Annotated in this window: 19 protein-coding genes; 9 read left to right on the top strand and 10 right to left on the bottom strand. The window is 48.3% G+C overall.

All coding sequences use genetic code 11. The annotated features are described in order from the left end of the window. Positions 1-12 precede the first annotated feature (12 nt). Both pdxJ and acpS read left to right on the top strand, forming a co-directional pair. Positions 13-762, top strand: coding sequence for a pyridoxine 5'-phosphate synthase (pdxJ, locus tag AK963_RS00750; RefSeq protein WP_066013217.1), 750 nt, complete (start codon positions 13-15; stop codon positions 760-762). Continuing rightward, on the top strand, positions 763-1137 hold the full coding sequence (gene acpS / locus AK963_RS00745; RefSeq protein WP_066013215.1) for a holo-ACP synthase: 375 nt from the start codon (positions 763-765) through the stop codon (positions 1135-1137). A 99-nt stretch (positions 1138-1236) separates the two neighbouring features. On the opposite strand, the gene AK963_RS00740 is transcribed toward acpS, so the two are convergent. Continuing rightward, entirely contained in the window at positions 1237-4038 is a 2802-nt protein-coding gene (locus tag AK963_RS00740; protein ID WP_066013213.1) for a response regulator, read from the bottom strand. A gap of 236 nt (positions 4039-4274) precedes the next feature. Between AK963_RS00740 and cysM the strand changes: the two genes are divergently transcribed. The 4 genes from cysM to mazG all read left to right on the top strand — a co-directional run bounded on the left by cysM (position 4275) and on the right by mazG (position 10195). Then, a complete protein-coding gene (gene cysM, locus AK963_RS00735; protein ID WP_238593603.1) occupies positions 4275-5159 on the top strand; it encodes a cysteine synthase CysM in 885 nt (294 codons plus the stop codon). Between the two features lie 132 nt (positions 5160-5291). Further along, on the top strand, positions 5292-6629 hold the full coding sequence (gene rlmD, locus AK963_RS00730) for a 23S rRNA (uracil(1939)-C(5))-methyltransferase RlmD (RefSeq protein WP_066013209.1): 1338 nt from the start codon (positions 5292-5294) through the stop codon (positions 6627-6629). A 420-nt stretch (positions 6630-7049) separates the two neighbouring features. Continuing rightward, the gene (relA, locus tag AK963_RS00725) at positions 7050-9308 is read left to right on the top strand and encodes a GTP diphosphokinase (RefSeq protein ID WP_066013207.1); all 2259 of its coding nucleotides are present in this window, start codon (positions 7050-7052) and stop codon (positions 9306-9308) included. Positions 9309-9385: 77 nt separating this feature from the next. After that, positions 9386-10195 carry a nucleoside triphosphate pyrophosphohydrolase gene (mazG, locus tag AK963_RS00720; protein WP_083232368.1) on the top strand — a complete coding sequence of 270 codons (810 nt, stop codon included), beginning with the start codon at positions 9386-9388 and terminating at the stop codon, positions 10193-10195. 82 nt (positions 10196-10277) lie between these two features. On the opposite strand, the gene AK963_RS00715 is transcribed toward mazG, so the two are convergent. From AK963_RS00715 to AK963_RS00705, 3 genes are all read right to left on the bottom strand, one after another. Further along, the gene (locus AK963_RS00715; RefSeq protein ID WP_066013206.1) at positions 10278-10730 is read right to left on the bottom strand and encodes a YaiI/YqxD family protein; all 453 of its coding nucleotides are present in this window, start codon (positions 10728-10730) and stop codon (positions 10278-10280) included. 181 nt (positions 10731-10911) lie between these two features. Continuing rightward, complete coding sequence (locus AK963_RS00710; protein WP_083232367.1) at positions 10912-12042, bottom strand: dienelactone hydrolase family protein; 1131 nt, start codon at positions 12040-12042, stop codon at positions 10912-10914. A gap of 97 nt (positions 12043-12139) precedes the next feature. Further along, the gene (locus tag AK963_RS00705; protein WP_066013204.1) at positions 12140-12940 is read right to left on the bottom strand and encodes a type IV pili methyl-accepting chemotaxis transducer N-terminal domain-containing protein; all 801 of its coding nucleotides are present in this window, start codon (positions 12938-12940) and stop codon (positions 12140-12142) included. Between the two features lie 57 nt (positions 12941-12997). Between AK963_RS00705 and AK963_RS00700 the strand changes: the two genes are divergently transcribed. Continuing rightward, positions 12998-13705, top strand: coding sequence for a pseudouridine synthase (locus tag AK963_RS00700; RefSeq protein ID WP_066013202.1), 708 nt, complete (start codon positions 12998-13000; stop codon positions 13703-13705). Here AK963_RS00700 and AK963_RS00695 read toward each other — a convergent pair. Together AK963_RS00695 and trmJ are read right to left on the bottom strand one after the other, a co-directional pair. After that, positions 13679-14119: a GNAT family N-acetyltransferase gene (locus AK963_RS00695; protein WP_066013200.1), complete on the bottom strand. Its 441-nt coding sequence runs from the start codon at positions 14117-14119 to the stop codon at positions 13679-13681. The two genes, AK963_RS00700 and AK963_RS00695, sit on opposite strands and share 27 nt — an antisense overlap. Continuing rightward, complete coding sequence (trmJ, locus tag AK963_RS00690; RefSeq protein WP_066013199.1) at positions 14112-14858, bottom strand: tRNA (cytosine(32)/uridine(32)-2'-O)-methyltransferase TrmJ; 747 nt, start codon at positions 14856-14858, stop codon at positions 14112-14114. Before trmJ ends, AK963_RS00695 begins: the two co-directional genes overlap by 8 nt. A 252-nt stretch (positions 14859-15110) precedes the next feature. Here trmJ and cydD point away from each other — a divergent pair, with 252 nt between their 5' ends. Further along, entirely contained in the window at positions 15111-16919 is a 1809-nt protein-coding gene (gene cydD, locus AK963_RS00685; RefSeq protein ID WP_066013197.1) for a heme ABC transporter permease/ATP-binding protein CydD, read from the top strand. Then, the gene (gene cydC, locus AK963_RS00680) at positions 16912-18588 is read left to right on the top strand and encodes a heme ABC transporter ATP-binding protein/permease CydC (protein WP_066013193.1); all 1677 of its coding nucleotides are present in this window, start codon (positions 16912-16914) and stop codon (positions 18586-18588) included. The genes cydD and cydC overlap by 8 nt, the downstream gene beginning before the upstream one ends. A 299-nt stretch (positions 18589-18887) precedes the next feature. Here the strand turns inward: cydC and AK963_RS00675 are convergent, their stop codons facing one another. The 4 genes from AK963_RS00675 to ubiG all read right to left on the bottom strand — a co-directional run bounded on the left by AK963_RS00675 (position 18888) and on the right by ubiG (position 23113). After that, entirely contained in the window at positions 18888-20549 is a 1662-nt protein-coding gene (locus tag AK963_RS00675; protein ID WP_238593602.1) for an HAD family acid phosphatase, read from the bottom strand. 200 nt (positions 20550-20749) lie between these two features. Continuing rightward, positions 20750-21496, bottom strand: coding sequence for a YciK family oxidoreductase (locus tag AK963_RS00670; protein WP_066013190.1), 747 nt, complete (start codon positions 21494-21496; stop codon positions 20750-20752). A 92-nt stretch (positions 21497-21588) separates the two neighbouring features. Continuing rightward, positions 21589-22302 carry an HAD family hydrolase gene (locus AK963_RS00665; protein ID WP_175404401.1) on the bottom strand — a complete coding sequence of 238 codons (714 nt, stop codon included), beginning with the start codon at positions 22300-22302 and terminating at the stop codon, positions 21589-21591. 88 nt (positions 22303-22390) lie between these two features. Further along, positions 22391-23113: a bifunctional 2-polyprenyl-6-hydroxyphenol methylase/3-demethylubiquinol 3-O-methyltransferase UbiG gene (gene ubiG / locus AK963_RS00660; protein WP_066013188.1), complete on the bottom strand. Its 723-nt coding sequence runs from the start codon at positions 23111-23113 to the stop codon at positions 22391-22393. Positions 23114-23656: the final 543 nt, after the last annotated feature.

Here is a 23656-nt window from a genome sequence, read left to right as displayed (position 1 = left end):
GAAGGTTTATTCATGGTTCCTCATCAGCGTATTTTGCTGGGTGTCAACATTGATCATATTGCAACCATCAGGCAGGCCAGGGGAATTCGCTACCCAGATCCTGTGCAGGCTGCAATTGAAGCTGAAGAGGCGGGGGCCGATGGCATCACACTGCATCTGCGCGAAGATCGTCGACATATTCAGGATCATGATGTATTCCGGATTCGTGATGTTCTGCAGACAAGAATGAACCTGGAGATGGCGGTTACCGACGAAATGATCGGGATTGCCGAAAAGGTCAGACCTGAACATGTCTGCCTGGTTCCTGAGAAGCGGGAAGAAGTAACAACTGAAGGCGGACTGGATGTCAAAGGCCTTTTTGACAGTGTGTCTTCAGCCTGTGATCGCCTCGGAAAACAGGGCAGTGAGGTTTCTCTGTTTATTGATCCTGATCTGGATCAGGTTGAGGCAGCAGCCAGGGCAGGAGCACCTGCTATTGAACTGCATACCGGTGCTTATGCCGAAGCTTTGACGGCTGAAGTCATGCAGGATGAGCTTGACCGCCTTAGAAATGCGGTGGTGTTTGGTCTGGAACAGGGGTTGATCGTCAATGCTGGCCATGGCCTTAATTATCAGAATGTTGAGCCTGTAGCAATGATTGCTGGTGTCAATGAGCTGAACATTGGTCACTCGATCATTGCTCGTGCACTGTTTACCGGTTTGAAACCAGCGGTTCGTGAAATGAAAGCACTTATGTTGGAAGCTTCACGGAAAGCGTTCTAAGTGATTGTGGGTATAGGCACCGATATTGTAAGGATTGACCGGATAGAGCGTTCACTCAGCCGGCTGGGTGATGCGTTTGCCAGAAGAATCCTCACCAACTATGAGCGGTTACAATGGCTGGAGCGCTCATCTTCTGCTGCATGGCTGGCTAAGCGATTTGCGGCCAAAGAGGCGGTTGCCAAGGCATTTGGAACGGGTATCGGTAAGCTTTCATTTCAGCACATAGAGGTAAGAAATAACGCTTCCGGGGCTCCTGAGCTGTTATTGTATGATTATGGTCTTGAGCTGCAGGATCAAAGAGCGGTTAAGCGACTTCATCTCAGTCTCTCTGATGAACAGGATAATGCGATTGCCTTTGTAGTATTAGAGAGCTGATATCAGCTCTCTTTATAATCACCATAGCGATGACTTGTTGAGTCACTCTCTCTTTCTGCCCAACTCGCCATTCTCATAAGCAGGGTGGAAAACTTGGGATCAGGCTTCTGGCTCAGCCATATTCAGACTTTTTATTTCCCACTCATTCAGTCGGATGATGGACTGGATCAATAATTGAAAATCTTCCCTGACTTTATCATTGTTCAGGGTGTTGTACTTCTTCAGCCGTGTTTCCAGCCGGTTGCAAACACGTTCAAGTTCAGGTACGCCGCAGTAACGGCAGGCTCCGTGTAATCGATGTACTCGCTCCAGCACCGCTGCAAAATCGTTGGTAGCCCACCCATCTTTGAGTGTCTCTAGGTCATCATCCAATCCATCTTGCATCATAAGCAGCATTTCTTGAGCCAGACTCCGGTTTCCTGCCGCCAGTTGAGTGGCTAGGTTGATGTCAACCGGGCTTTCCGGTTGCTCGATTGTCTGGTCGATAGACACACTGATCTTCGATGTTGGGAAGTATTCTCTATTCTCCATGTCGATTGGCATCTTTGCCCACTGATTCATCATGCTGATCAAGTGTTTCTCACTGACTGGTTTACTCAGGTAGTCATCAAACCCACTTTGCAAAAGTACCTTTTTCTCCTCGGGAAGCGCATGGGCAGTCACTGCAATGATAGGGGTGCGCTGATGATTTGGGAGCTCACTTCGTATTCTCTTTGTTGCTTCAAGTCCATCAACTACCGGCATCTGGACATCCATGAAAATAATATCGAAAGCAAACTGCCTGCAAAGTTCAATGGCATCAAAACCATTTTCTGCGGTTTGTAAATGTTGCCCCAGGTTTCCAAGAATGGTCTTGAGTAGCTTCAGGTTTACGGGGTTATCATCAACGGCCAGAATGTTCAGGGCTTTGTTGATCGGTTGTTGTTGAATGTCTTTGCCTTCCTGATCTGTTTTTATATGGGTAAGCAGTGCTTTCAGTCTGTTAAGTCCAACGGGTTTCATAAGAGTGTCAGTACTTTCAGGAATCACAGGATCCATTGTTCCTGTGATTCCTGCCGAACTGAGAACAATAATGCTGGCGTTGTTATAGGGTTCTTTTAACTGCCTGATAGCCTGAATGGGTTCGATATCATCAAGATTAATGAAAATAAAGTCGTAGGAGACATTTGTCTTGTTTAGTGATATCCCCTGCTGGATGTTGGCTGCTGCAGTAATATTTGCACCCAGTTTATCCAGCAAGTGAAAAATCGAGAGTCGGGTCAGTTCATGGGGTTCGACAAGAAGTACTTTCTGATCGCTCAGCAGTGTCGGTGCAACGTTTTTTTGCTTAGAATCATCAGAAACAGCCGGTTCACCATTTTTGTCATTAAGGGTTGTTTTAAAGGTAAACCAGAATGTTGCTCCCTGGCCTAAATCGGACTCCAGGCCAATTTCTCCGCCCATTTGCTCAACCAGGTTTTTACAGATCGACAAACCAAGCCCGGTTCCTCCAGCCTTGCGTGTTCTGCTGGAGTCTGCCTGGGCAAAAGCATGGAATAGTTTGTGATGCTGCTCCCGAGTCAGCCCGATGCCAGTATCCGCCACTGAAATTCTCAGGCTCAGGGACTCATCACTTTCTTTCTGGTGAGGTCTGCCTTCCTGGTCCAGCATCACTCGAACCGCGACGGAACCATAGCTGGTGAATTTAATAGCGTTGCTGATGAGGTTGGTCAGGATCTGTTTCAACCGCTGCCCGTCAATAATGATATTTTCAGGAACGTCGTCGTAGATAAAGTGAACAATTTCCAGAGACTTGCCATGCGCAGCAGGTGCCATAAAAGTCATAACATCCTCAACGATCTCCCGAAGGTTGATGGGCTGGGGGTCCAGCTCAAGCTTTCCGGCTTCCATACGGGAAAAATCAAGAATGTCATTCAACATGGTAAGAAGTCCTTGTGATGACTTCTCAATGGTGCTGATGTAGTCGTATTGCTGTGGTGTGAGCCTGGAGCTGAGCATCAGGCTGGAAAAACCAATAATACCATTTAGTGGTGTTCTGATTTCATGGCTCATATTGGCCAGGAATTCGCTTTTGCTTCTGCTTGCCTCAAGAGCCTCTTTTCTGGCGAGGTCCAGCTCAACATTCTGAATTTCAATGGTTTCCAGTGTTTCCTGCAGTTCATCATTGTATTGGGCAATATGACTGGTCATCTTCTGGTGTTTAGCCTGCAGGCTATCGAGCATTTCGTTGATAGAGGACTCCAGCTCATACATCAGGCTGCCCGGGTTGTCTGGCAGTCGGGTATCAAAGAAACCATCCTTTATACGACCAATGACCCTTGCCATATGATCCAGGGGGCGGGTAACGCCATTGCCCAGTTTGAGGCTAATGACCAATGCAATCGCTAACCCCATTGAGATGACGATAATACTGAACGCCAGAGAGCGATACCGGGTCAGGTGAGTTTCTGCATAGGTGTAATCGATAATCAGCCAGCCACTGTTTTTTGTCGAATTTGGATTGGTGATTGGATTGGCAACCTGTATGATCTGATCGCTCTGGAACCAGCTCTGACCGGGCTCCATTAATAAAGATAATTTTCCGGTGTCAGTGAGCTTGGGACCGGCATGAACAATTTCCTTGCCTTGCTCATCGACCAGGCTGACTGCACGAATATCCATATCGTCGAGCAGCATGCTGATCAGGGTTTGCAGGTCTTCATGCTGGGTTTTATTCAACAGAAGTGACGCAATGGCTGCTTTCTGTTCAGATTGAGTCAATGCCTTGGCCATGAGCTGGTTATCCAACTCGTTATAGCGCTTGCTCAGATAGACACCGCCCATTAGTAGGGAAACAATAATGCCAGGCAGAAAAGCCAGTAAAAGTATGCGTTGGCGGAATGCCATAAGGTGCTGTTTCATGGTACTGCCTTTCCCTGTTTGGCTTTTGTTCGGTATTATTGCAGGGTTATGCTCTAAGCTATTAAAAAATAAACGCCTTATATCTGGCAATTTGTAGGACTTGTCTTGCTCCGGCGGGTTAAGCCCGACAGGCTCCTGAGGTTTGTTTTTTAATGTAAGGGCGCTGATAAATAGCCAATAGCCAGAATTATTCTTCTCTGTGCTGGAATAATAAAGTCTACGTAAGTTATATGTCCATGGAATATCCGACAATAGAGTCGATTATTGGCAATACCCCTCTGGTTCGCCTGCAACGCATGCAAGGGAAGAGCTCCAATACCATATTGCTCAAACTGGAAGGCCAGAATCCGGCCGGATCAGTGAAAGATCGCCCGGCCTTGTCGATGATCGCGGAGGCCGAAGCTCGTGATGTCATCAGGCCGGGTGATACATTAATTGAAGCCACCAGTGGTAATACGGGAATAGCGCTAGCCATGGCGGCGGCTGTTCGTGGTTATCGAATGATTCTTATTATGCCGGACAATATGAGTGCCGAGCGTCGTGCTGCCATGAGTGCCTATGGGGCAGAGCTGATTCTGGTCAGTGATGGAATGGAAGGTGCCCGTGATAAAGCCCTGGAAATGCAAGAGCAGGGAACAGGGAAGGTTCTTAACCAGTTTGCTAATCCTGATAACCCTCTTTCGCATTATGGGACTACTGGGCCAGAAATCTGGCAGCAAACCCAAGGTACATTGACGCACTTTATCAGCTCCATGGGAACAACCGGGACAATAATGGGAACCTCTCGTTATCTGAAAACGAAGAACCCTTCTATTCAGATTGTTGGCCTGCAGCCGGAAGAGGGAGCTCAAATACCCGGTATTCGTCGTTGGAGTCCCGAATATTTGCCTGCTATTTTTGATCGTTCCGCCATTGATGAAGTGATGGATATTGGCCAGGTAGAGGCTGAAGAATGCATGAGGCAGCTGGCTCGTGAAGAGGGAATATTCTGTGGCGTTTCGTCAGGCGGAGCAGTTGCAGCAGCCCTGAGACTTTCAAAAAGTGTAGAGAATGCCACCATCGTTGCGATTATCTGTGATCGTGGTGATCGCTATCTTTCAACAGGCGTATTTTTACCATAGCCATTTTTTATAAATGACCGTAATTTTCAGGTATGGACGTATGACTGCGAGTTTTTTGTACTCCATATCCAATGTAGAATCAGGCTTTTAAACAGCCCCGATCGGGCAGTAATAGAATGTTGGAAGTACTCTATGCGCTTTAAACGTGCTACCTCAACCCCTTTTTTTCTGAATGAGGATGTGCGTATTGATGGCCTTTCCCATGATGGTCGTGGGATAGCCCGTCATCATGGGAAGACCCTCTTTATTGATGGTGCACTGCCGGGTGAAACCGTTCGTGTTCAGGTTCTGGAAGATAAACGGCGTTTTATGAACGCCTGTACAAAAGAAGTGCTGCTTGCATCGTCCGAGCGCAGTGAGCCAGCCTGCTCGCATTTTCATCAGTGTGGAGGCTGTAATCTTCAGTACTGGTCTCATGCTGGGCAGCTCAAAGGCAAGCAGCAGATTGTGCTTGATCAGCTAAGGCGTTTTGCCAATGTTGTGCCTGAGCATATAGAAGAACCGCTGATTTCTCCACCCTATGGGTACCGCTACCGTTGTCGTTTTGCCATGCGTTGGCGCAAAGGAAGGCTGAGCCTCGGATTTCGGGAAAAGGGCAGTAATACTATCTGTGAAATAAATGAATGCCCAGTACTGGCAGCGCCTTTGCAGGAAATGCCCTTACTTCTCAAGTCATTTTTGCCAACGCTGAAAGGCCGTGAAGGTATTTCTCATGCAGAGTGCTTTCTGGCGGAGCAGGGGCGTGGGTTACTGCTGCGTCATATTCGCCCTCTGTCAGAAGAAGATCGGGCGCTATTGAAAGAATTTGCCGCTACCCATCAGCTATTTCTGTATCTGCAGGATAGTCCTGGGAGTATCAGGGTTCTATATCCCCACATGCCCGATGAAGATGTATCCGTAGCACTGAATTATTTTCTTCCTGAATCCAGAGTGAAGCTGTACTTCCGGCCACAGGACTTTACCCAGGTTAACTGGGTGATCAATCAGACGATGGTTGAGCAAGCTCTACAGTGGCTTACCCCGAAAGCATCCGACAAAGTGCTTGATCTTTTCTGTGGTCTGGGTAACTTCTCACTGCCACTGGCTAAGAAATCAGGCCATGTCACGGGTGTTGAAGGTTCGAAGAGCTCGGTTGAGCAGGCGACAAGAAATGCCGATCTGAATGGTTTGAATAATGTGAGCTTTTACTGTGCGGATCTGTCCAGTGATTTTACAGCGGAATCTTGGGCAAAAGAACATTACGACATAGTGGTTCTGGATCCACCGAGGGCCGGTGCGGATTTTATGATTGAACAACTGGCCGGTTTATTGCCTGATCGCTTGTTGTATATTTCCTGTAACCCGGCAACTCTTGCCAGGGATGCTGGCAGTCTTGCTTCCTATGGTTTCAAACTTGAGCGTTTGTGTGTAATGGATATGTTTCCGCAAACTGCTCATGTGGAGTCCATGGCACTTTTTATTCGTGCATAGGCTGTCAGGACTTAGGGGGTGTTGCCAACTGGCCATTCAACTAGTTGGTCATACAAGCACTCAGGCAAGGCGAACGGCGCAGGACATGGTGGTTCCCTGTTCAAGGCGTTCAACACGGCATGAGTGCTTGTATGACCAACCCAAAGGGGCCTCACATTATTTGCACCATACAGCGTTGCTCACTGCTCATGTGGAGCAACCACACTACGCAGCTTGCGCCTTGTCTGGCACAAATAATGGGTGGCTGGTTGTATGTCCAGTTGGTAACACCCCCTAGTTCATCAGACAGTAATTTATTAGAAAGTAGTCTATTAATGGCTGCTTTCAGGTAGTAGTCTTAAGCCGACGCCTGACCAGGGCTTTGAGTACCAGGAAGGGCGACAGGGCATCATTTATATAGAAAGAGACGGAATGGAATAGATGGTCAAGGTCAGAGAGGATCAGCCTCAGCACTTCGACGGCAGTGTCGATCTGGGTGCCTGGCTGAATCGCCTGCAGGAACGTTATGGCGTTGGTGATACTGATAGCCTGAGGGAGGCCTGTGAGCTGGCCCGACAGGCTGAGCTGCTGGCATTGCAGCGGTCTCTCCATCAGAGCGCTGAAGAAACAGCCTGGCCAACGGGAAAAGGGTGTTTCCGAACCGGACTGGAAATGGCGGAGATCCTGGCTGAGCTGAAACTGGATATGGATACCCTGGTTGCAGCCGTCCTCTATCGAGCTGTCCGTGAAACCAAACTGTCTCTAGACCAGGTTGAAGAAAATTTTGGTAAGGTGGTTGCCGGTCTGATCAAAGACGTTCAGGGCATGGCGGCCATCAGCAATATCCAGAACCCCAGAAGGCAGGTTCTGGATCATCGTCAGGACCAGCTGGAAAAAGTTCGCAAGATGCTGGTTTCCATTATTGACGATGTCCGTGTTGCCCTGATCAAACTGGCCGAGCGAACCTGTGCTATCCGGGCTGTTCAGCATGCCAGCAAGGAAAAGCGGCAACGTGTTGCCAGAGAAGTTTTTGAAATCTATGCACCGCTGGCTCACCGGCTTGGTATTGGTTATATCAAGTGGGAGCTAGAAGACCTCTCCTTCCGTTATCTAAAGCCCCATGACTATAAGAAGATTGCCAAGCTGCTGGATGGTAAACGACTCGATCGTCAGAAATACATCACCGACGTTGTAGATACCCTGAAAACATCACTGTCGGATGCCAGAATCGAGGGTGATGTGAATGGCCGGGTGAAGCATATCTACAGTATCTGGCGGAAGATGAAGCGGAAAAATGTCGATTTCCGTGATCTCTATGATATTCGTGCAGTTCGAATTCTCACTCATGAAGTGCGCGACTGCTATGCAGCGCTGGGCGTCGTGCACTCTCTCTGGAATCATATTCCAAAAGAGTTTGATGATTACATTGCCACTCCGAAAGAGAATGGGTATCGCTCACTGCATACGGCGGTATTTGGTCCCGAAGGAAAAACTCTTGAGGTTCAGATACGCACCCATGATATGCATGAGGAAGCAGAGCTTGGGGTTTGCGCTCACTGGAAGTACAAGGGTACTGACGTTAATAGCCGAAGTGACAGCTATGAGGAAAAAATCTCCTGGTTGCGTCAGGTCATGGAGTGGCATGAAGACCTTGGCGATTTGGGTGAACTCGGAGGTCAGTGGCGCGCGGATGTAGAGCCAGACCGAATTTACGTGTTTACCAAAGATGGTCATGTTGTTGACCTGTCGGTCGGGGCTACCCCTATCGATTTTGCCTACCGGATTCACTCTGAGGTAGGTAGCCGTTGCAGGGGGGCGAAAGTCGCCGGTCGTATTGTACCGCTGACTCATAAGCTCAAAACTGGTGACCAGGTCGAAATCCTTACCGCTCCAAATGCGCGTCCCAGCAGGGACTGGCTAAACCCTGACCTTGGCTATGTCACCACTAGTCGTGCAAGGGCTAAGATCACCAGCTGGTTCAAAAAGCAGGATAGAGACGCCAACATTGCGGATGGTCAGAGCCTTCTGGAATTGGAGCTTAAGCGTCAGGCGTTACATGGCGTTAATTACTCAGAGCTTGCTCTGGCCGTAAACAGTCTCTCTCCTGATGATATGTTTGCGGGTATTGGCGCCGGTGACATAAAACTTCGCCATGTGGTTTCGCTGGCACAGAAGCAGGTGGCGCCCGAAGAAGAGAAAACGTTTGAAATCCGTACCAAGCCGCAGCAGGATCGGCTATCGGACAGCACCATAAATATTGATGGTGTTGGTAATCTGCTGACTCAGATGGCGGGCTGCTGCCAGCCGGTGCCGGGTGATCCGATCATTGGCTATATCACCGTTGGACGTGGCGTAACGATTCACCGGGAAGACTGTAATACTGCGCTCTCTCTACGTAGCCGTGAACCTGAGCGTTTGATAGAGGTTAACTGGGGGACTAAGCCTGACTACAGTTATCCGGTTGATGTCATCATTACGGCTTATGACCGCCCGGGCTTGCTAAGGGACATTACCATGGTGCTGGCAAACGATAAGGTGAATGTTCTCTCGATGCAGACCCGTACCAGCAAAGAAGAACATCTGGCCAGTATGCTGCTGACCATGGAAGTTCCTAGTCTGGAAAGCCTGGGGCGTCTTCTTGCCAAGGTCAGTCAGTTGCCCAACGTAATTGATGCCGTTCGTCATCGCAAAATGAGTTAAATGACTCTATTAACTCCCACGCTTTGCGTGGGAGGATCCTCCCTTTTCATGCTTTTTAATACCTGCAGGAGTCTGGTTTGTCACATTCCATTGATGATCTGATTATTTTGATGGCCAGACTCAGGGATACAGAACATGGTTGTCCGTGGGATCTGAAACAGACCTTTGCCACCATTGCTCCCTATACTCTGGAAGAAGCCTGTGAAGTTGCCGAAGCCATTGAGCGTGAAGATTACGACAATCTTAAAGAAGAGCTGGGAGACCTGCTATTTCAGGTGATTTTTCATGCTCAGATGGCAAAGGAAAGCGAACTCTTTGACTTTGCAGATATCAGTGAGGGGTTGTTAACAAAACTGCTGCGCCGGCACCCTCATGTATTTCCTGATGGCAGTCTTGAGTCGTTTGCTTCAGAAGAAAAACTCACTCCAGAACAGGTTAAGCAGAAATGGCAGGAAATAAAGGCAGACGAAAAAAAGCAGAAAGGGCAAAAGCAGCCTGAATCAGCGATGCCTGATGATCTGCCAAGAACACTGCCTACCTTGCAGAGAGCGGAAAAGATTCAGGCTGCAGCGGCAAGGCTTGGCTTTGACTGGCCTGAAACTGAGCCGGTATTTGACAAGATACATGAAGAGTTGGACGAAATCCGCACAGCAGGAAATGAGAGCCAGGAGCGGGTTGCTGAAGAGGTAGGAGATCTTCTATTTGCCTGTGTTAATCTTGCCCGTCATTTAGGGGTTGATGCGGATATGTCCTTGCGGAAGGCATGCCATAAATTTGATGGGCGTTTTCGTAAAATGGAGTTGCTTGCCACAACAAACGATCAGGTGTTTGAGAAGTTAACATTAGAAGAAATGGAAAACTACTGGCAGCAGGTAAAGAGTGAATAGTCATCATTGGTGCTGGCTTCTCTGGGGCGAATTTCTAACTACTAGATACTTGCCAGCGTTACCGTATTAATTCATAGCAGGCTTATGCTTCTGATTTCTTGGCCAATAGCTTGTCCAGATTATTGGCGAAGGTTTGTCGATCACTGTGGCTGATTGCTGGAACACCACCCGTCTGAATACCACTTGACCTCAGGGTGTCCATAAAATCGCGCATATTAAGTCGCGCCCTGATATTGCTGTCGGTATATAACTCGCCTCGTGGGTTTAATGCCAGTGCACCTTTTTCAATGACTTCAGCTGCTAAAGGAATATCAGCGGTAATCACTAGGTCTTTGCTGGTTATACGTTTAACTATTTCATTGTCAGCGACATCAAAGCCAGTACTCACCTGCATGAATTTAATGTATTTAGACTTAGCCACTTGTAAAAAGTGATTGGCAACAAAAGTTGTTGGTGTTTTGGTGCGCTCAGCTGCCCGGTATAAAATTTCTTTTATTACCAAGGGGCAAGCATCAGCATCAACCCATATTTCCATCGTAAAACCCCAGTGCTGATATGAGTGGTTATTTTATTCTCATAGAGCCTGGTGAATCCAGTAACATTGCTGGCCTCCTTCAGAGAAGAACAAACCTGACCACAGAGGCCTTAATGAACATGAAGAATAGACTTTTTTTCCTTTGTGCTCTTAACGGTCTCTGTGGGTAGATTTTTACATGTTAAGATTCATTAACAGCAGCTAAAGCCATAGAGCGATCAAAATTCTTTTTGAGGAAGCTCAACAAGTCACTGTATGCCTGCTGTTTGGTTTCATCATCGTTGCCGATCAGGTAACCATACTTCAGGCAATCCTTATATTTAGGTCCACTCTTGAGGCGAGCAGCAATTCGCTCTTCCCGGCTTGCGGTTTCTGACAGTTCCAAGATAGAGTCGCCATTCAGCAGAGGGTTGCCTTTATCATCATAGGTGACTTCGCACCCTGAAATATAAGGGGCGTCTTCTTTGAGAATCTGAGGTGCCAGGTTTTCCCAGGAGTGGCCAGCACCCTGATACACAATACTTTCAACATCGACATTAAGTGCTCGGAGCTCATTTTCCCGATCGGCGCAGGCTTTCAGATCATTTGAATAATCTTCTGTGCCTCTCAGTGTCAGGAGTGGCTTGCCGTTGGTTGACTGTGTTCCCAGGTTCTGGAAGCAGGGGCCATAAACATCAACGTACAGACTGAATCCATCCGTTTCGGGAGCCAGTGTCTTGTGGAAACGTTCATCCATTGCCATCCGGCTTGCCATTCCACCGTAGGAAAAACCCATAACCCCAATGCGTGAGCCGTCAATCAGGGGGCTGGTTTTCAGCAGTTTATAAACCGAATAGGCATCGGTAATGACGTCAAACTCTGTGACGGCATTAATCTTCATCATATAGCTTTTATCTTCAGTCAGCCCCCTGGGCTGGTAGTAGTCAACAACTACCGCTGCAATACCGTTCTGGTTCAGGAGTTTGGCATGTTCATGTTCACGTCCAGGCGAGATGCCGCCACTGCCGTGCAGTATCACCATTGCTGGAACCGGCTGCTCGCTGGTGGCTGACTCGGGAATATAAAGATGACCCAGTCCAGTCGTTGGTCTGGCGTCGTCCATATTGTTGAGAAGAACATCCAGATCAAAGGGGGTAGCACTCTGATAATAGATAGTGCCCTCAGTTTGTTCATTCAGCTGAGTAATGGGTTGCGGGTATTCAGGAAAGGATGGAAAGATAAGGCCGACCAGAAAGGATTGAACAGCCGTTATCTGTAATAACCCCGCTGCAGCAGCAATCAGGGCGAGCAGACTGAGCATAACTTTTTTCATGGGAGTGGCTCTTTGTTATTGTTCTATTGAGCACTCCATTGTCTGGATTGGTTAATGATTTTCATATCATCCAATCAGACGATTTTTTGGCGAGTAATCAGCCTTTGGGTTTCATCATCAGCTGTTCATAGTCGTAGGTAAGATCGTTCATTTTGTTCAAAATCGACTCAGTGGTTACCGAGATCATATTGGGAACAAATTTGCCCTGATCGCTGATTTTAAATCCGGCATTGGTGAAATCCCACTGGCTTTGAACCTTGGACAGCTTTTGATTGATATCGTTTGAGTTCAGTTCAGACTGGCGGAGTGTGGTCAGCGCGGTTCCAAACTCATTGATGGCCACGGCCAGCGATTCATCAACCGACTGATTCTTAACACCCCAGGCCCGGGCAATATAGAGTTTGGCGATCCGCTGACTGAGCATCCGCTGCCGACCAGAAATATCGACCAGATGCCCCGCTTCATGTCCCACATGCTCAGTAATTGCTTTAACAACCAGTTCGCTGCGCGCCAGAAGTTCATCGCTGAGTGTCAGTACAGTTAATGCGTCTTCACGGCTTGGTGCTTCCAACACCTTTAAGCGGAACTCCTGCCAGGTGATAGCTGCATCATTCAGGCTATTGCGAATCGCTTCATTGGGCGCGTAATCAAGAAGCTCGAGAAACTGCTGCTCGAAAAGGGCCATGCTGATATCCAGGTCAGCTGTCGCTTTATCGGGATTTACATCGGAGCCAATCATAATGTAACTTTTGGCGATCCGCTGGCTGAGCATTCGCTGACGGCCTGCTTTGTTAATGGCTTCTGCATCATTGATGGTTGCCACTGCAGGCATTGAGGTTATGATCAGGCTGAGCAGGGTGCTCAGTATGGCTGAAGTTTTGAAAATCTGTTTTAACATGTCCGTATCTGTGAATTACTATCGATTTAAAAGGCGGATAATACATGAAAATTGCCTATGATTCGCCTTTCCAAATTCATTGCTGATGCCGGCTTTTGCTCGCGGCGGAAGGCCTCCCGCCTGATTGACAGTGGTTGTGTGCTGGTCAATGGCAGACTGGGATTACATATTGATCGAGTAACAGGCAGCGATTGTGTGACGGTTGATGGGCGTGAGCTGAAGTTAACGACTGCAAAAATATACTTTCTCTACAACAAGCCGGTAGGTATTGACTCTGTGTGTGATGTTGATGATCCGGCCAGTATTGTTCATCATTTGCCCAAACTTAATGACCATTTAAGGGTTTTTCCCGTTGGCAGACTGGATAAAGACTCCCACGGTTTGATGCTGCTGACCAACCATGGTGAATTATGCCAGAGCTTGCTGCATCCGGATTATTACCATGAAAAAGAGTATCTGGTCACTGTCGATAAGCCGATTGATAAGGCTTTCCTTTTGTCGATGGCGGCGGGTGTCCGTTATGGGGGTGTAACCACAAAGTCCTGCCGGGTAACGAGGGTAGCCAGTCATGCCTTTAAGATTGTCTTGACCCAGGGACTTAATCGTCAGATACGTCGAATGTGTCAGGCGCTGGGCTATCGCGTAATGGATTTGCAGCGCATTCGTATGGTGAACTTACTTCTGGATGGAACTGGACCTGGTCAGCATCGCCTGCTTCTGCCCGAAGAAATCTCTGGATTACTTAGGGCAGTGACACATCAATAAGAAATCGTGTCCCTGTTGCTGGTACCTCAGGTAAGGGGCCAGAATATCAGGCGGTACACTGTCAGGTTCTGGGCTGAAAAAGCCTGATCTCTGGTAAAAAAGCTCAAGGTGAGCGTATGGGTAGCACCAGCAGTGAATACTCCCAAGGTCATTCAGGACTTCTCTCAAAAAGAACGACCCAATACCCTTTCTCTGGGCATGTCTGCCCACCCAGACGCTTCTCAGCAGATAACCTTCGGATTTTGGGCTGGCCCTGAGCCCGGCGACAATGTTTCCCTTCGAACAGCGGGCGACCCAGACCCGCTCATCGCCCGACGCTTTTCCTTTATGTCCATTGTCTTTAAAAAAACGGTTAACCAGAGGAAAGGCAATCGGAGTTAGCTCCTCAACGGTAAGCGGAGCAAATTCAGCCATTATTGCTGTTTTTTCCAGATGCTTTCTGGGCAGCTCCGAGAATGCCACGCAACATATTCAATTCTTTGGCTTCGGGGCGAGCGCGGTTAAAGAAGCGACGGAGCCGTGTCATCACCAGACCCGGGTGCTGTTGAATAATAAAGTCGATGTCGGTCAGTGTGGTTTCAAGATGTTCATAGAACTTTTCCAGCTCCTGATTTAGAGGGTATTCCTGTTCCGGTTTTTCACTGTGCCAGTCGCTCTCTTTTTTCAGTGAAGCCTTGAAGATCTCATAACAGAGGATCTGGATAGCTGAGGCAACGTTAAGAACCGGGTATTCTGGGTTTGCATCGATACTGGTATGAAAGTGGCACTTTTCCAGTTCGCTGTTGGTAAGGCCCATGGTTTCCTGGCCAAATACCAGGGCAACGGGAGATTGACGGGAATCCGAGAGCAGCTTCTCAGCGCATTCTTCAGCACCCAGCATCGGGCGTGAGAAAGAGTGGGTGCGTGTTCTGGCACTGGTACCAATGACCAGAGAGCAGTCGGCAATAGCCTCGTCCAGAGTGTCAAATACCCGGGCATTCTCAAGCACGTCCAGCGCTCCTGCTGCCATAGAGTCCGCCTCGGGAGCTGGAAATCGTTGAGGGGTTACCAGGCAGAGGTCACTCAGGCCCATGGTTTTCATGGCTCGGGCCGTGGAGCCTATGTTGCCAGGGTGAAACGTGTTGATAAGGATGATTCGAATATTCTGAAGCATGATGACCAATGGCTGAGTTACTGAAGATGCTGTCTTGTTGGACTGCTCTAGGCTCTGTTGAGAACGGCTAGATGAGCCACCCTTCGGGCTCAAACCTTATGTCAACAGAGCCTAAACCACATAGTGAATTTGGTCCGTAATTATAGGGGGCGGAAGTACCTGAAAACCAGTCTGTATCATCGTGGTGAGTACCGATCGAGTTATGTACAATGCACTCCACGTCGTAAGTAGTCCGGGAAATACATTCAAAAGATGAGTCAAACTACGCAAAAGCAGGCCTATCGCTGGTTGTTGAGGCAGATAAGGCCGGCCCGGCAATGGCTACTGGTCTCCATGGTACTGGGCTTGCTCAATGGAGTCTTTCTGATTGTTCAGGCTTCGATCATGGCAGGAATGATCCACCGGCTGGTGATGGAAAGTGCAACTCGGGAGATGCTGACGGAAGATTTTATCTGGGTTCTGGTGCTGGTCATTATTCGTGGTGTCTGTGCCTGGGGGCGGGAGTTCTGTGGTTTCCGTGCAGGCGCCAGTGTCCGGGTGGAAGTGCGCAAACTACTGTTGGATAAACTACGCCGTCTTGGCCCCTTGGTTATTGGTGAGCGGCCTGCTGGCAGCTGGTCGGCGATTGCCGTTGAGCAGGTAGAAGAACTTCATGAGTTCATCGCTAAATATCTGCCCCAGATGGCTCTGGCGGTGATGATACCGGCCATTATGCTGGTGGTTGCTTTTCCCCAGAGTTGGGTGGTTGGCATTATTTTCCTGGGAACTGCACCACTGATTCCTGTTTTTATGATTCTGGTTGGAATGAAAGCCGCGGAGGCTAATCGTAAAAACTTTCAGGCACTCTCTCGTTTGGGGGGCTTTTTTCTGGATCGTCTTCAGGGTCTGGAAACGCTGAAACTCTTTCAGCGAACCCGCTTTGCAGAAACACAGTTGGCTGATGCCAGTGAAGACTTTCGGATAAAAACCATGCAGGTGCTTCGCCTGGCTTTTCTGTCTTCCACGGTGCTGGAGTTTTTTGCTTCAGTTTCCATTGCGCTTGTGGCGGTATTCCTGGGGATGAGTTTTCTTGGCCACATTACCTTTGGTGGCGAAGTCACTCTGTATACCGGGCTTTTCCTGTTACTGCTGGCTCCTGAGTATTACCAGCCATTGCGGGAACTGGGAACCTACTATCATGCCAAGGCCAAGGCAATAGGTGCGACGGAAGAGATTCTGGAAGTATTGTCCCGTGAAGAGCCGAAAGCGCATCGTGGCGGTTTGTCTCTACCAGAAGCCATGCCGTTGACCCTAGAGGCAAAAGAACTCTCCGTTTCAGCAGCCATAAGATCCTCTGCAGGCTCTGAGTCAGTACATGATTCAGAAAATAAACATCAGTTATTACTGGATCGTCTGTCGTTTAAGATCGAGCCCGGAAGTCGTGTCGGTATTATTGGCAGCAGCGGTGCCGGTAAAACGACGCTGATTAATACCCTCATGGGATTCTGGAACTATCAGGGTGAAATCAAAATAGGGGGGCAATCTCTGGCGGATACTCAGCTCGATAGCTGGCGCAAAGAGATTGCCTGGCTGGGTCAGCTTCCATTGATTATCCATGGTTCTGTTTATGACAATATTGCGTTTGGCCGCGCTGTATCCCATGAGCAGTGTCTTGAAGCGCTGGGCAGGGCGCAGGGTATGGACATTCTAGCTAATCTGCCGGACGGTCTGGGCAGTGTGCTCAAGGAACAGGGAGGTAACCTGTCGGTTGGTCAGGCTCAGCGAATAGCCCTGGCAAGGGCTCTGGTACTGCCTGTGCGTTTATTAATTCTGGATGAACCAACGGCAAGCCTGGACTCTGTCAGTGAGAGCCTGGTTCTGGATGCACTTAACGCCATACCGGATGAATGCACGGTGATCACGATCACCCATCGAATCAGTCAACTCAATGCCATGGATCAGATCCTGATGCTGGATAAGGGAAATCTGGTGGCTGATGGTTCTCCCTCAACGCTGGCCAGGGAAAGTGCTCTGTATCAGCAGTTCGTCAGCATGCACAGCGGGAGTCTGGACGATGAATGACCTCTGGCCTTTTCTAAAACTGTACCGTCAGGATCTTGGGATGTTGTCGCTGGGTGTTTTGCTGGCGATTGTTACTTTGCTGGCAAGTCTCAGTCTGCTCTCACTGTCCGGCTGGTTTATTACTGCCACAGCGATAGCGGGACTGACCTTTGCAACGGCACAGACCTTTAACTTCTTTACCCCCGGAGCTGGCGTTCGAGGTTTTTCCATTGCTCGAACCGCTGCCCGCTATGCAGAACGCCTGGTAAGTCATGATGCCACTTTTCGGCTGTTGTCAGGCTTGAGAAGCTGGTTTTTCAGTAAGCTGATTCCAATATCTCAGGAGCAGCTGGGGCAATATCGGAAAGGTGAGCTACTTGATCGACTGGTGGCCGATATTGATGCGCTGGATCAGCTCTATCTGAGGCTGGTCAGTCCGTTACTGTCCGCTGTTGTTGTTGCACTGCTGTTTTCACTGTTTATCTCCTTTTTCAGTACAACCGTTGCCATGGTGGTGTTACTGGCGATGATACTCTGGATCATTACCATGCCATTGCTGTTTTACGTCCTGGGTCGTAAGACTGGGGAGTCCATGGGTGTCAGGCAGGCGCGATTGAGACAGGAGGTGCTGGATTATCTACAGGGTATGGCTGAACAGCAGGTCTACGGCAGTGAGACTAATAGCCGCACGACGATTACTGAATCGGAAGAGAAACTGGTTGCAGATCAGTCCCGAATGGCAGTGATGGAAGGGTTTGGCTCAGCCTTGTTTGTTTCCGGCTCCGGTGCGGCGGCATTACTGGTTTTGTACATTGCCAGTGGTGAAATGAGTGCAGGCCTGTTCAGTGGACCGGTCATGGTCATGATGGTCTTTGGAATGCTGGCCAGCTTTGAAGCACTGATGCCGTTACCCGTTGCATTTCAGTTTCTCAGTCATACACGACACGCGGCAAGTCGATTGCGTCAGGTAGTGAGTTCACCGGTGGTTGTATTTCCAGAGACAGCACCTGAGGTCGAGGTAAAAGGTGAGATTCAGTTTACGAATGTGTCCTGTAACTATGGGAATGACCAGCCAGTTATTAATAAGTTATTTCTTCACATTCCTGCAGGCAGTCATGTTGCACTGCTCGGCAAAACGGGCTGCGGTAAATCAACGCTGATCAAGTTATTGAGCCGTGGGTTGGAGCCTTCTGGTGGCAAAATATTACTGGATGGACAGGAGATTCAACGATTTTCTGAGCAGATGCTTTACCAGTCAATCACGTTTGTGCCTCAGAAAACCCATGTTTTCAGTGCCACACTCAGGGAGAATCTGCTGTTGGCGTCACCTGCAGCCAGTGATGAGGCGCTTTTAACGATAATTAAACATTCAGGGCTGAGTGAACTTGCAGCTGCCAGAGAGAATGATGGCAATTTGCTGGATATCTGGTTAGGGCAGGGTGGCATTGCATTATCTGGTGGTGAGCAGCGTCGCCTGGCTCTTGCGAGAGCTATGCTGAAACCGGCACCTGTACTGATTATGGATGAGCCGGGCGAAGGGTTGGATGTTCACAGCGAACAGGCGCTGATGGATGCCGTCTTTCGTCAATTTAAAGACAGTACCATCATTATGATCACCCACAAGAGGACGGTGCTGAAGAAGATGGATAAGGTCTATCGACTGGAAAGTGGGAGCCTGATCAACCTGTAAGATATATTAATGCCTTCAAGGCCTTCTGTAGTGTCTGGGTAACCATGTTCTCCGGCCGATGCCATTAGGGATTGGCTGGAGAATGTACGTGAAAAAATACTTCTTTATTGTTTTGATGATAATCTGAGTGGTTTCAGGTTGGATGAAGGGGCAGTTACCAGGAAGGTCTGATGTTGTTGCCGGTTTAATGGGTGATCTTATAGAGACGCCTACCTTTCACGGCGCATATGTATGGAAGAACCTACCCTTCTTTAGGGTAGGTTCTTTTTTAAAAAGACAGCAGCTGCAATGCAAATAAACTAGCGCTGTGCCGCTTTGTATAGATCTTTTTCAGGCCAATCTTCTATTAATTTTTTGCGAATGTCAGAACGTTCCTGGTCGCTCAGCTGGCAAATATCTTTCCCTGCTACGCCTGAATAGTAGTGCCTCATCCAGGTTTTGTTTACCGGATTGGGAATAATAAAATATCTTCTTCCGTATAGGTGTTTGGTTTTTTCAACCGAAGCTCTGTCAAAAGGTGATAGACCCTGCTCTTTTAAATCAAAGTCATCAAGAAGGTCGCCTACAAACAGTCGGACGTTATATTTTTTCCCATTGATTCTACCGGATATGATTGCTTTTCGCTGGTATTCTTTGTCACAGCTATTTTTATCGATTGGGCAATATTTTGAGCGGTTCAGTAGATTAGTCGGTGTAACTTTGGGGAACCCATTGTAAACGAGTTGTCTTAAGGTGAAGTTCTCTACATCCCCCTTATGGCCAGAGCGGCCCGAAGAGTGCTCCCGTGCGGTTAAATAAAAGATTTCATAACCCAGGGCAGCCGCTTTGTTTAAAAACTCTCTAGCACCGGGAATTGAACTGGCTTGAAGCTGTTTTTCATAGTTCTTCATCTTTTCTTCAGGTTCAGGGAATGATTTACAAAGTGGGGGCGTTAAGTGAATTGGAGGGTAGTCTATTAGTGTGCCGTCTATATCAACTATAACCGCCCGGTCGTTGGCATAACGGTTTTCAGGTGCCTCAAGAGCCTTACTAGCGAGGTTATAGGTTTGAAGGGCGGTGGCATTGAAGTCTGCAGATTTTCTGATCCATAGATCAGCCATAATAATGTGCTGCCGGTAGCCCTCGGGAATAGGTACTGGTAACTCTGAGTAGTTAACTCCCTGTATTCGAACCCTGTGTTTTTCTTCAGGGTTCAGTGTTCGGTAGCCTTTGCTGATGGCTTCTTCCCAGAACCCGTAAACGGTATTTGGTAGAATAAACCATTGGGAGCCAAGTTTATCCTGATGCTGGCTTACCCACTTTTTCTTTTCAGGGTAAAGGCCTTTGTCTACCTCACCAAGATCGTCCAGTTGGTCACCAAATAGCATGATTGGGTAGTAACCCATTTTTATGATTTGCTGCCGCTTGTCCTCTTTATTGAGGGTAATGTTTTTTTCTTCTTGTAGAATTACATGACTTTCACTGTTAACAGGGTAGCCCAATTGCTTCAGTTTATTGATTGTAATTGTTTTTACATCATTGAAACGACCGCTGATATAGAATATCTCAATGCCAAGGCTGTTGGCTTTTTTCAGGAAGTCTACTGATCCTGGTAGAGCTTTAGCCTCTTGATGATTCCACCAGAATCTCGATCGTTCTATGCTTCGGGATTCGTTCGTGTTGACCATGCTGGTAAAATAAGGAGTACTTGGTATTAGTGTGTCATCAATGTCTGTGATTATTGCAGGCTTTTGATCATCAGGTGTATTTTTTAAAATAGTTTCAAGTTGATCTGTTGCGCTGTTAAAGCTCTGGTAAAAGTAAGCGGAGTACTCTCCTGAATGCTGTTGCCAATTTGCTGCAATGATAATTTCATTATTTAAATCTTTCTGATCAAAGCTCTTGGCAAGGAAAGACTGTGAGCTTAGCAATGATGAAAGTAATAGTGCAGCCAAAACTTTCTTATCTATTTTCTTTTCCATAAAACGTCGAATTTTCATAATTCTGATTGTGATAATTTTATTTGTGATAAGAGTGACCGCATCAGAATAGACGAAAAGAAGTAAAGCACATGGAAGAGTTTGTTCTCAGTTTATTGACGAATAAGTTCTTTTTTATTGACAAAGTCGTTGAAACAGTTGTTTGAAGCCCCGGCTTTCAGCTGGGGCAGTTGGAAGTGTTTTTAGCTCTGCTGAGCATGAAAGGCCTGACCATTTATGTCCTGGCTTTCGTCTCCCATCAGGTAAAGGTAAACCGGCATAATGTCTTCCGGGGTTGGCAGTTTCTCCGGGTCTTCTCCTGGAAAGGCGGAGGCTCTCATTGAGGTACGGGTGCCGCCAGGATTAATGCTGTTGGCACGAACAGAACTGATGCCGTCCTCCTCATCCGCCACAATTTGCATCAGGCCTTCAGCGGCAAATTTGGAAACGCTGTAAGCTCCCCAGTGGGCACGTCCTTTATGACCCACTCCGGATGACGTGAAAATCACGGACGCTCTGTCAGAAAGGCGGAGCAGGGGCAGGAGTTCCCGGGTCATCATAAAGGCGGAGTTCAGATTCACCTGCATGATTCGCATCCAGGTTTCTGTTGGAAACTGGCTGATGGGTTTCAGCTCACCAAGAAGACTGGCGTTGTGTAACAGGCCGTCTAGCCGACCAAACTCATTTTCAATGGTTTCTGCAAGATTGCTGAAATCGATATCGCCAGCACTTTCCAGGTTGAGTGGATAGATGGCTGGCTGCGGCCACTGGTTGAGTTCGATTTCATCATACACCGCTTCCAGCTTTTCAGTGCTTCTGCCCAGAAGAATGACCGTGGCACCGTGGCGGGCATAGGTCAGGGCGGCGACCCGGCCAATCCCGCTGCCAGCTCCGGTTACAAGTATGACTTTATCCTTCAGAAGGTCTTTCGGAGCCTGGTACTTAAACATGGTTCTACTCCCTGGTGTTTGTTGACTGCTCGGTTTAAGCAATACAACGTGAAAATCATTGCTCTTGATCAGGCTGACAAACAGGTACTGAGTCAGGCATGAGACCGGTCGTTGATGATTTGCCAGTTGTGCTGTTCAAACCACTGGTGCAGCTGCTGGACATTGTCGATATCCAGGTCTGCACCCCATAACGCAGGGTCATCCCCCTCGGCAATGTAGCCATAATGCGCGGCAACAGTGATCATGCCTGCTTTTTTTCCTGCTTCGATATCACGAAGATGGTCACCAATATAGACACTGCACTCCGGTGAGCAGCTGGACTGCTGACAGGCAAGAAAGAGCGCTTCCGGGTCTGGTTTCGGTTTTTTGACATCCTCTGGGCAGACAATGGCGTGACTGCGCTCCAGCAGACCAATTTGTCGGATCAATGAGAGTGCATACGTCCTGGGTTTGTTGGTGACGATACCCCAGGCAATATCACGGCGTTCAAGTTCCTCGATCAATGGCAGTATGCCAGGGTAAGGCTGTGCGAACGTTGAACGACGTTGATCCTGGATGTGCCGGTCATAGTATTGCAGGAACAAGGCCCTTTTCTGCTCCAGCTCATCTCCTGGTGTGAGATTGAAGGCAAGCTTCATCAGGGCGCGTGAGCCTGCTGAAACATTCCGCCGAATCACATGGCCATCCATCTCGGGGTGCTGGTGATCAGTCAGCATTTGATTCACGGTAATCACAAAATCTTCCGCGGTGTCCAGAAGAGTGCCATCCAGATCAAAAAAAACGCCTTCAATGGCTTTCATCATCATTACTCTTTGTTGTCTGCTTGATGGCGGTGGTTCTGGTTGCTTTGAGACTGTTCTTCCAGAAGTCATGCCATCAATAAGAGGGTGCTTGCTATGATGCTGGCTTAGAACCATAAATCAGGTAATTGACGTCTACATCCTTTGGGTTAAGCCGATACACTTTGGTTATCGGGTTATAGGTCATGCCGGTCATGTCATGAGTGTTGAGATCTGCTTTTCTCATGTCACGACTTAATTCGCTGGGTTTGATAAATTTGCTGTGTTCATGAGTGCCTTTGGGCAGCAGTTTGAGTATGTATTCCGCACCGACAATGGCGAAGAGGAATGACTTGGGGTTACGGTTGATTGTGGCAAAAAAGATCTGTCCACCCGGTTTCAACAGTTTGCTGCAGGCTTTGATAACGGAGGCTGGGTCAGGGACGTGCTCCAGCATCTCCAGGCAGGTAACCACATCAAACTGGCCAGGCATCTCTTCAGCCAGCTCTTCGGCGGTAATTCGGCGATAGTTCACCTCAACGCCACTTTCCATGCTGTGAAGGCGGGCAACGGAAAGAGGAGCTTCGCCCATATCAATACCGGTTACCTCTGCACCACGTCGAGCCATAGACTCACTCAGGATGCCGCCACCGCAGCCAATATCAACCACGCGTTTTCCAGCCAGTCCAACACGTTCATCAATATAATTCAGGCGCAGGGGGTTGATCTGATGAAGCGGCCTGAACTCACTGTCCGGATCCCACCATCGGCTGGCCAGTTCTTCAAACTTGGCTATTTCTCCAAGATCCACATTTTGGGCTGAGCGCATTTCGGGCATTCGTTCTGATCCGTCAAAGCAGTGTGATTGAGGCAGTCAGGGCTGCCATATGTGCGGATTATACCGTTAATCCTGCAGCCGACCACAGTCTTGATTTCCGGAGTTGGCTGGTGTTTGAAAATTAACCTGTAACTCTCGTGGTTTTATCCCAGAGATATCTCGCGATCACTGCATGGACTGTGGTATTCTTCCTTCTTTATTGGTTGTCGAGCCAATAGCTGTATCATTGAGAAGTGGTTGACTGGAGTTCGCTTTACCTGCTCTTGAGGTTGCTGTTTTGTAGAAAGTCTTTGTCTCATCTGGCTGTTGTATTGAAGATGATGCTGAACTGTTCACTCATATACCCAAAGAGGCAGGCCTTTGCATCCCCTGGCTGATAATTACCTCTTCCAACAGCGGATGAATGATGGTTCACCTTGGGTGATCCTACGAATAGTGATGCCTTGAGTGAAAGCGTTCTTCTGAGTAAAGAGAGCTTTTCAACATCGGTATCCTGGTCCACAGAACTGGAATGGATGCTGACCGCTATCTGTTGGCCGTAAG

Origin of the sequence: Endozoicomonas atrinae (assembly GCF_001647025.1) — a bacterium.
Lineage (GTDB): Bacteria > Pseudomonadota > Gammaproteobacteria > Pseudomonadales > Endozoicomonadaceae > Endozoicomonas > Endozoicomonas atrinae.
The sequence above is the reverse complement of the archived record's forward strand: the minus strand, read 5'-3'. Positions and strand labels throughout refer to the sequence as shown.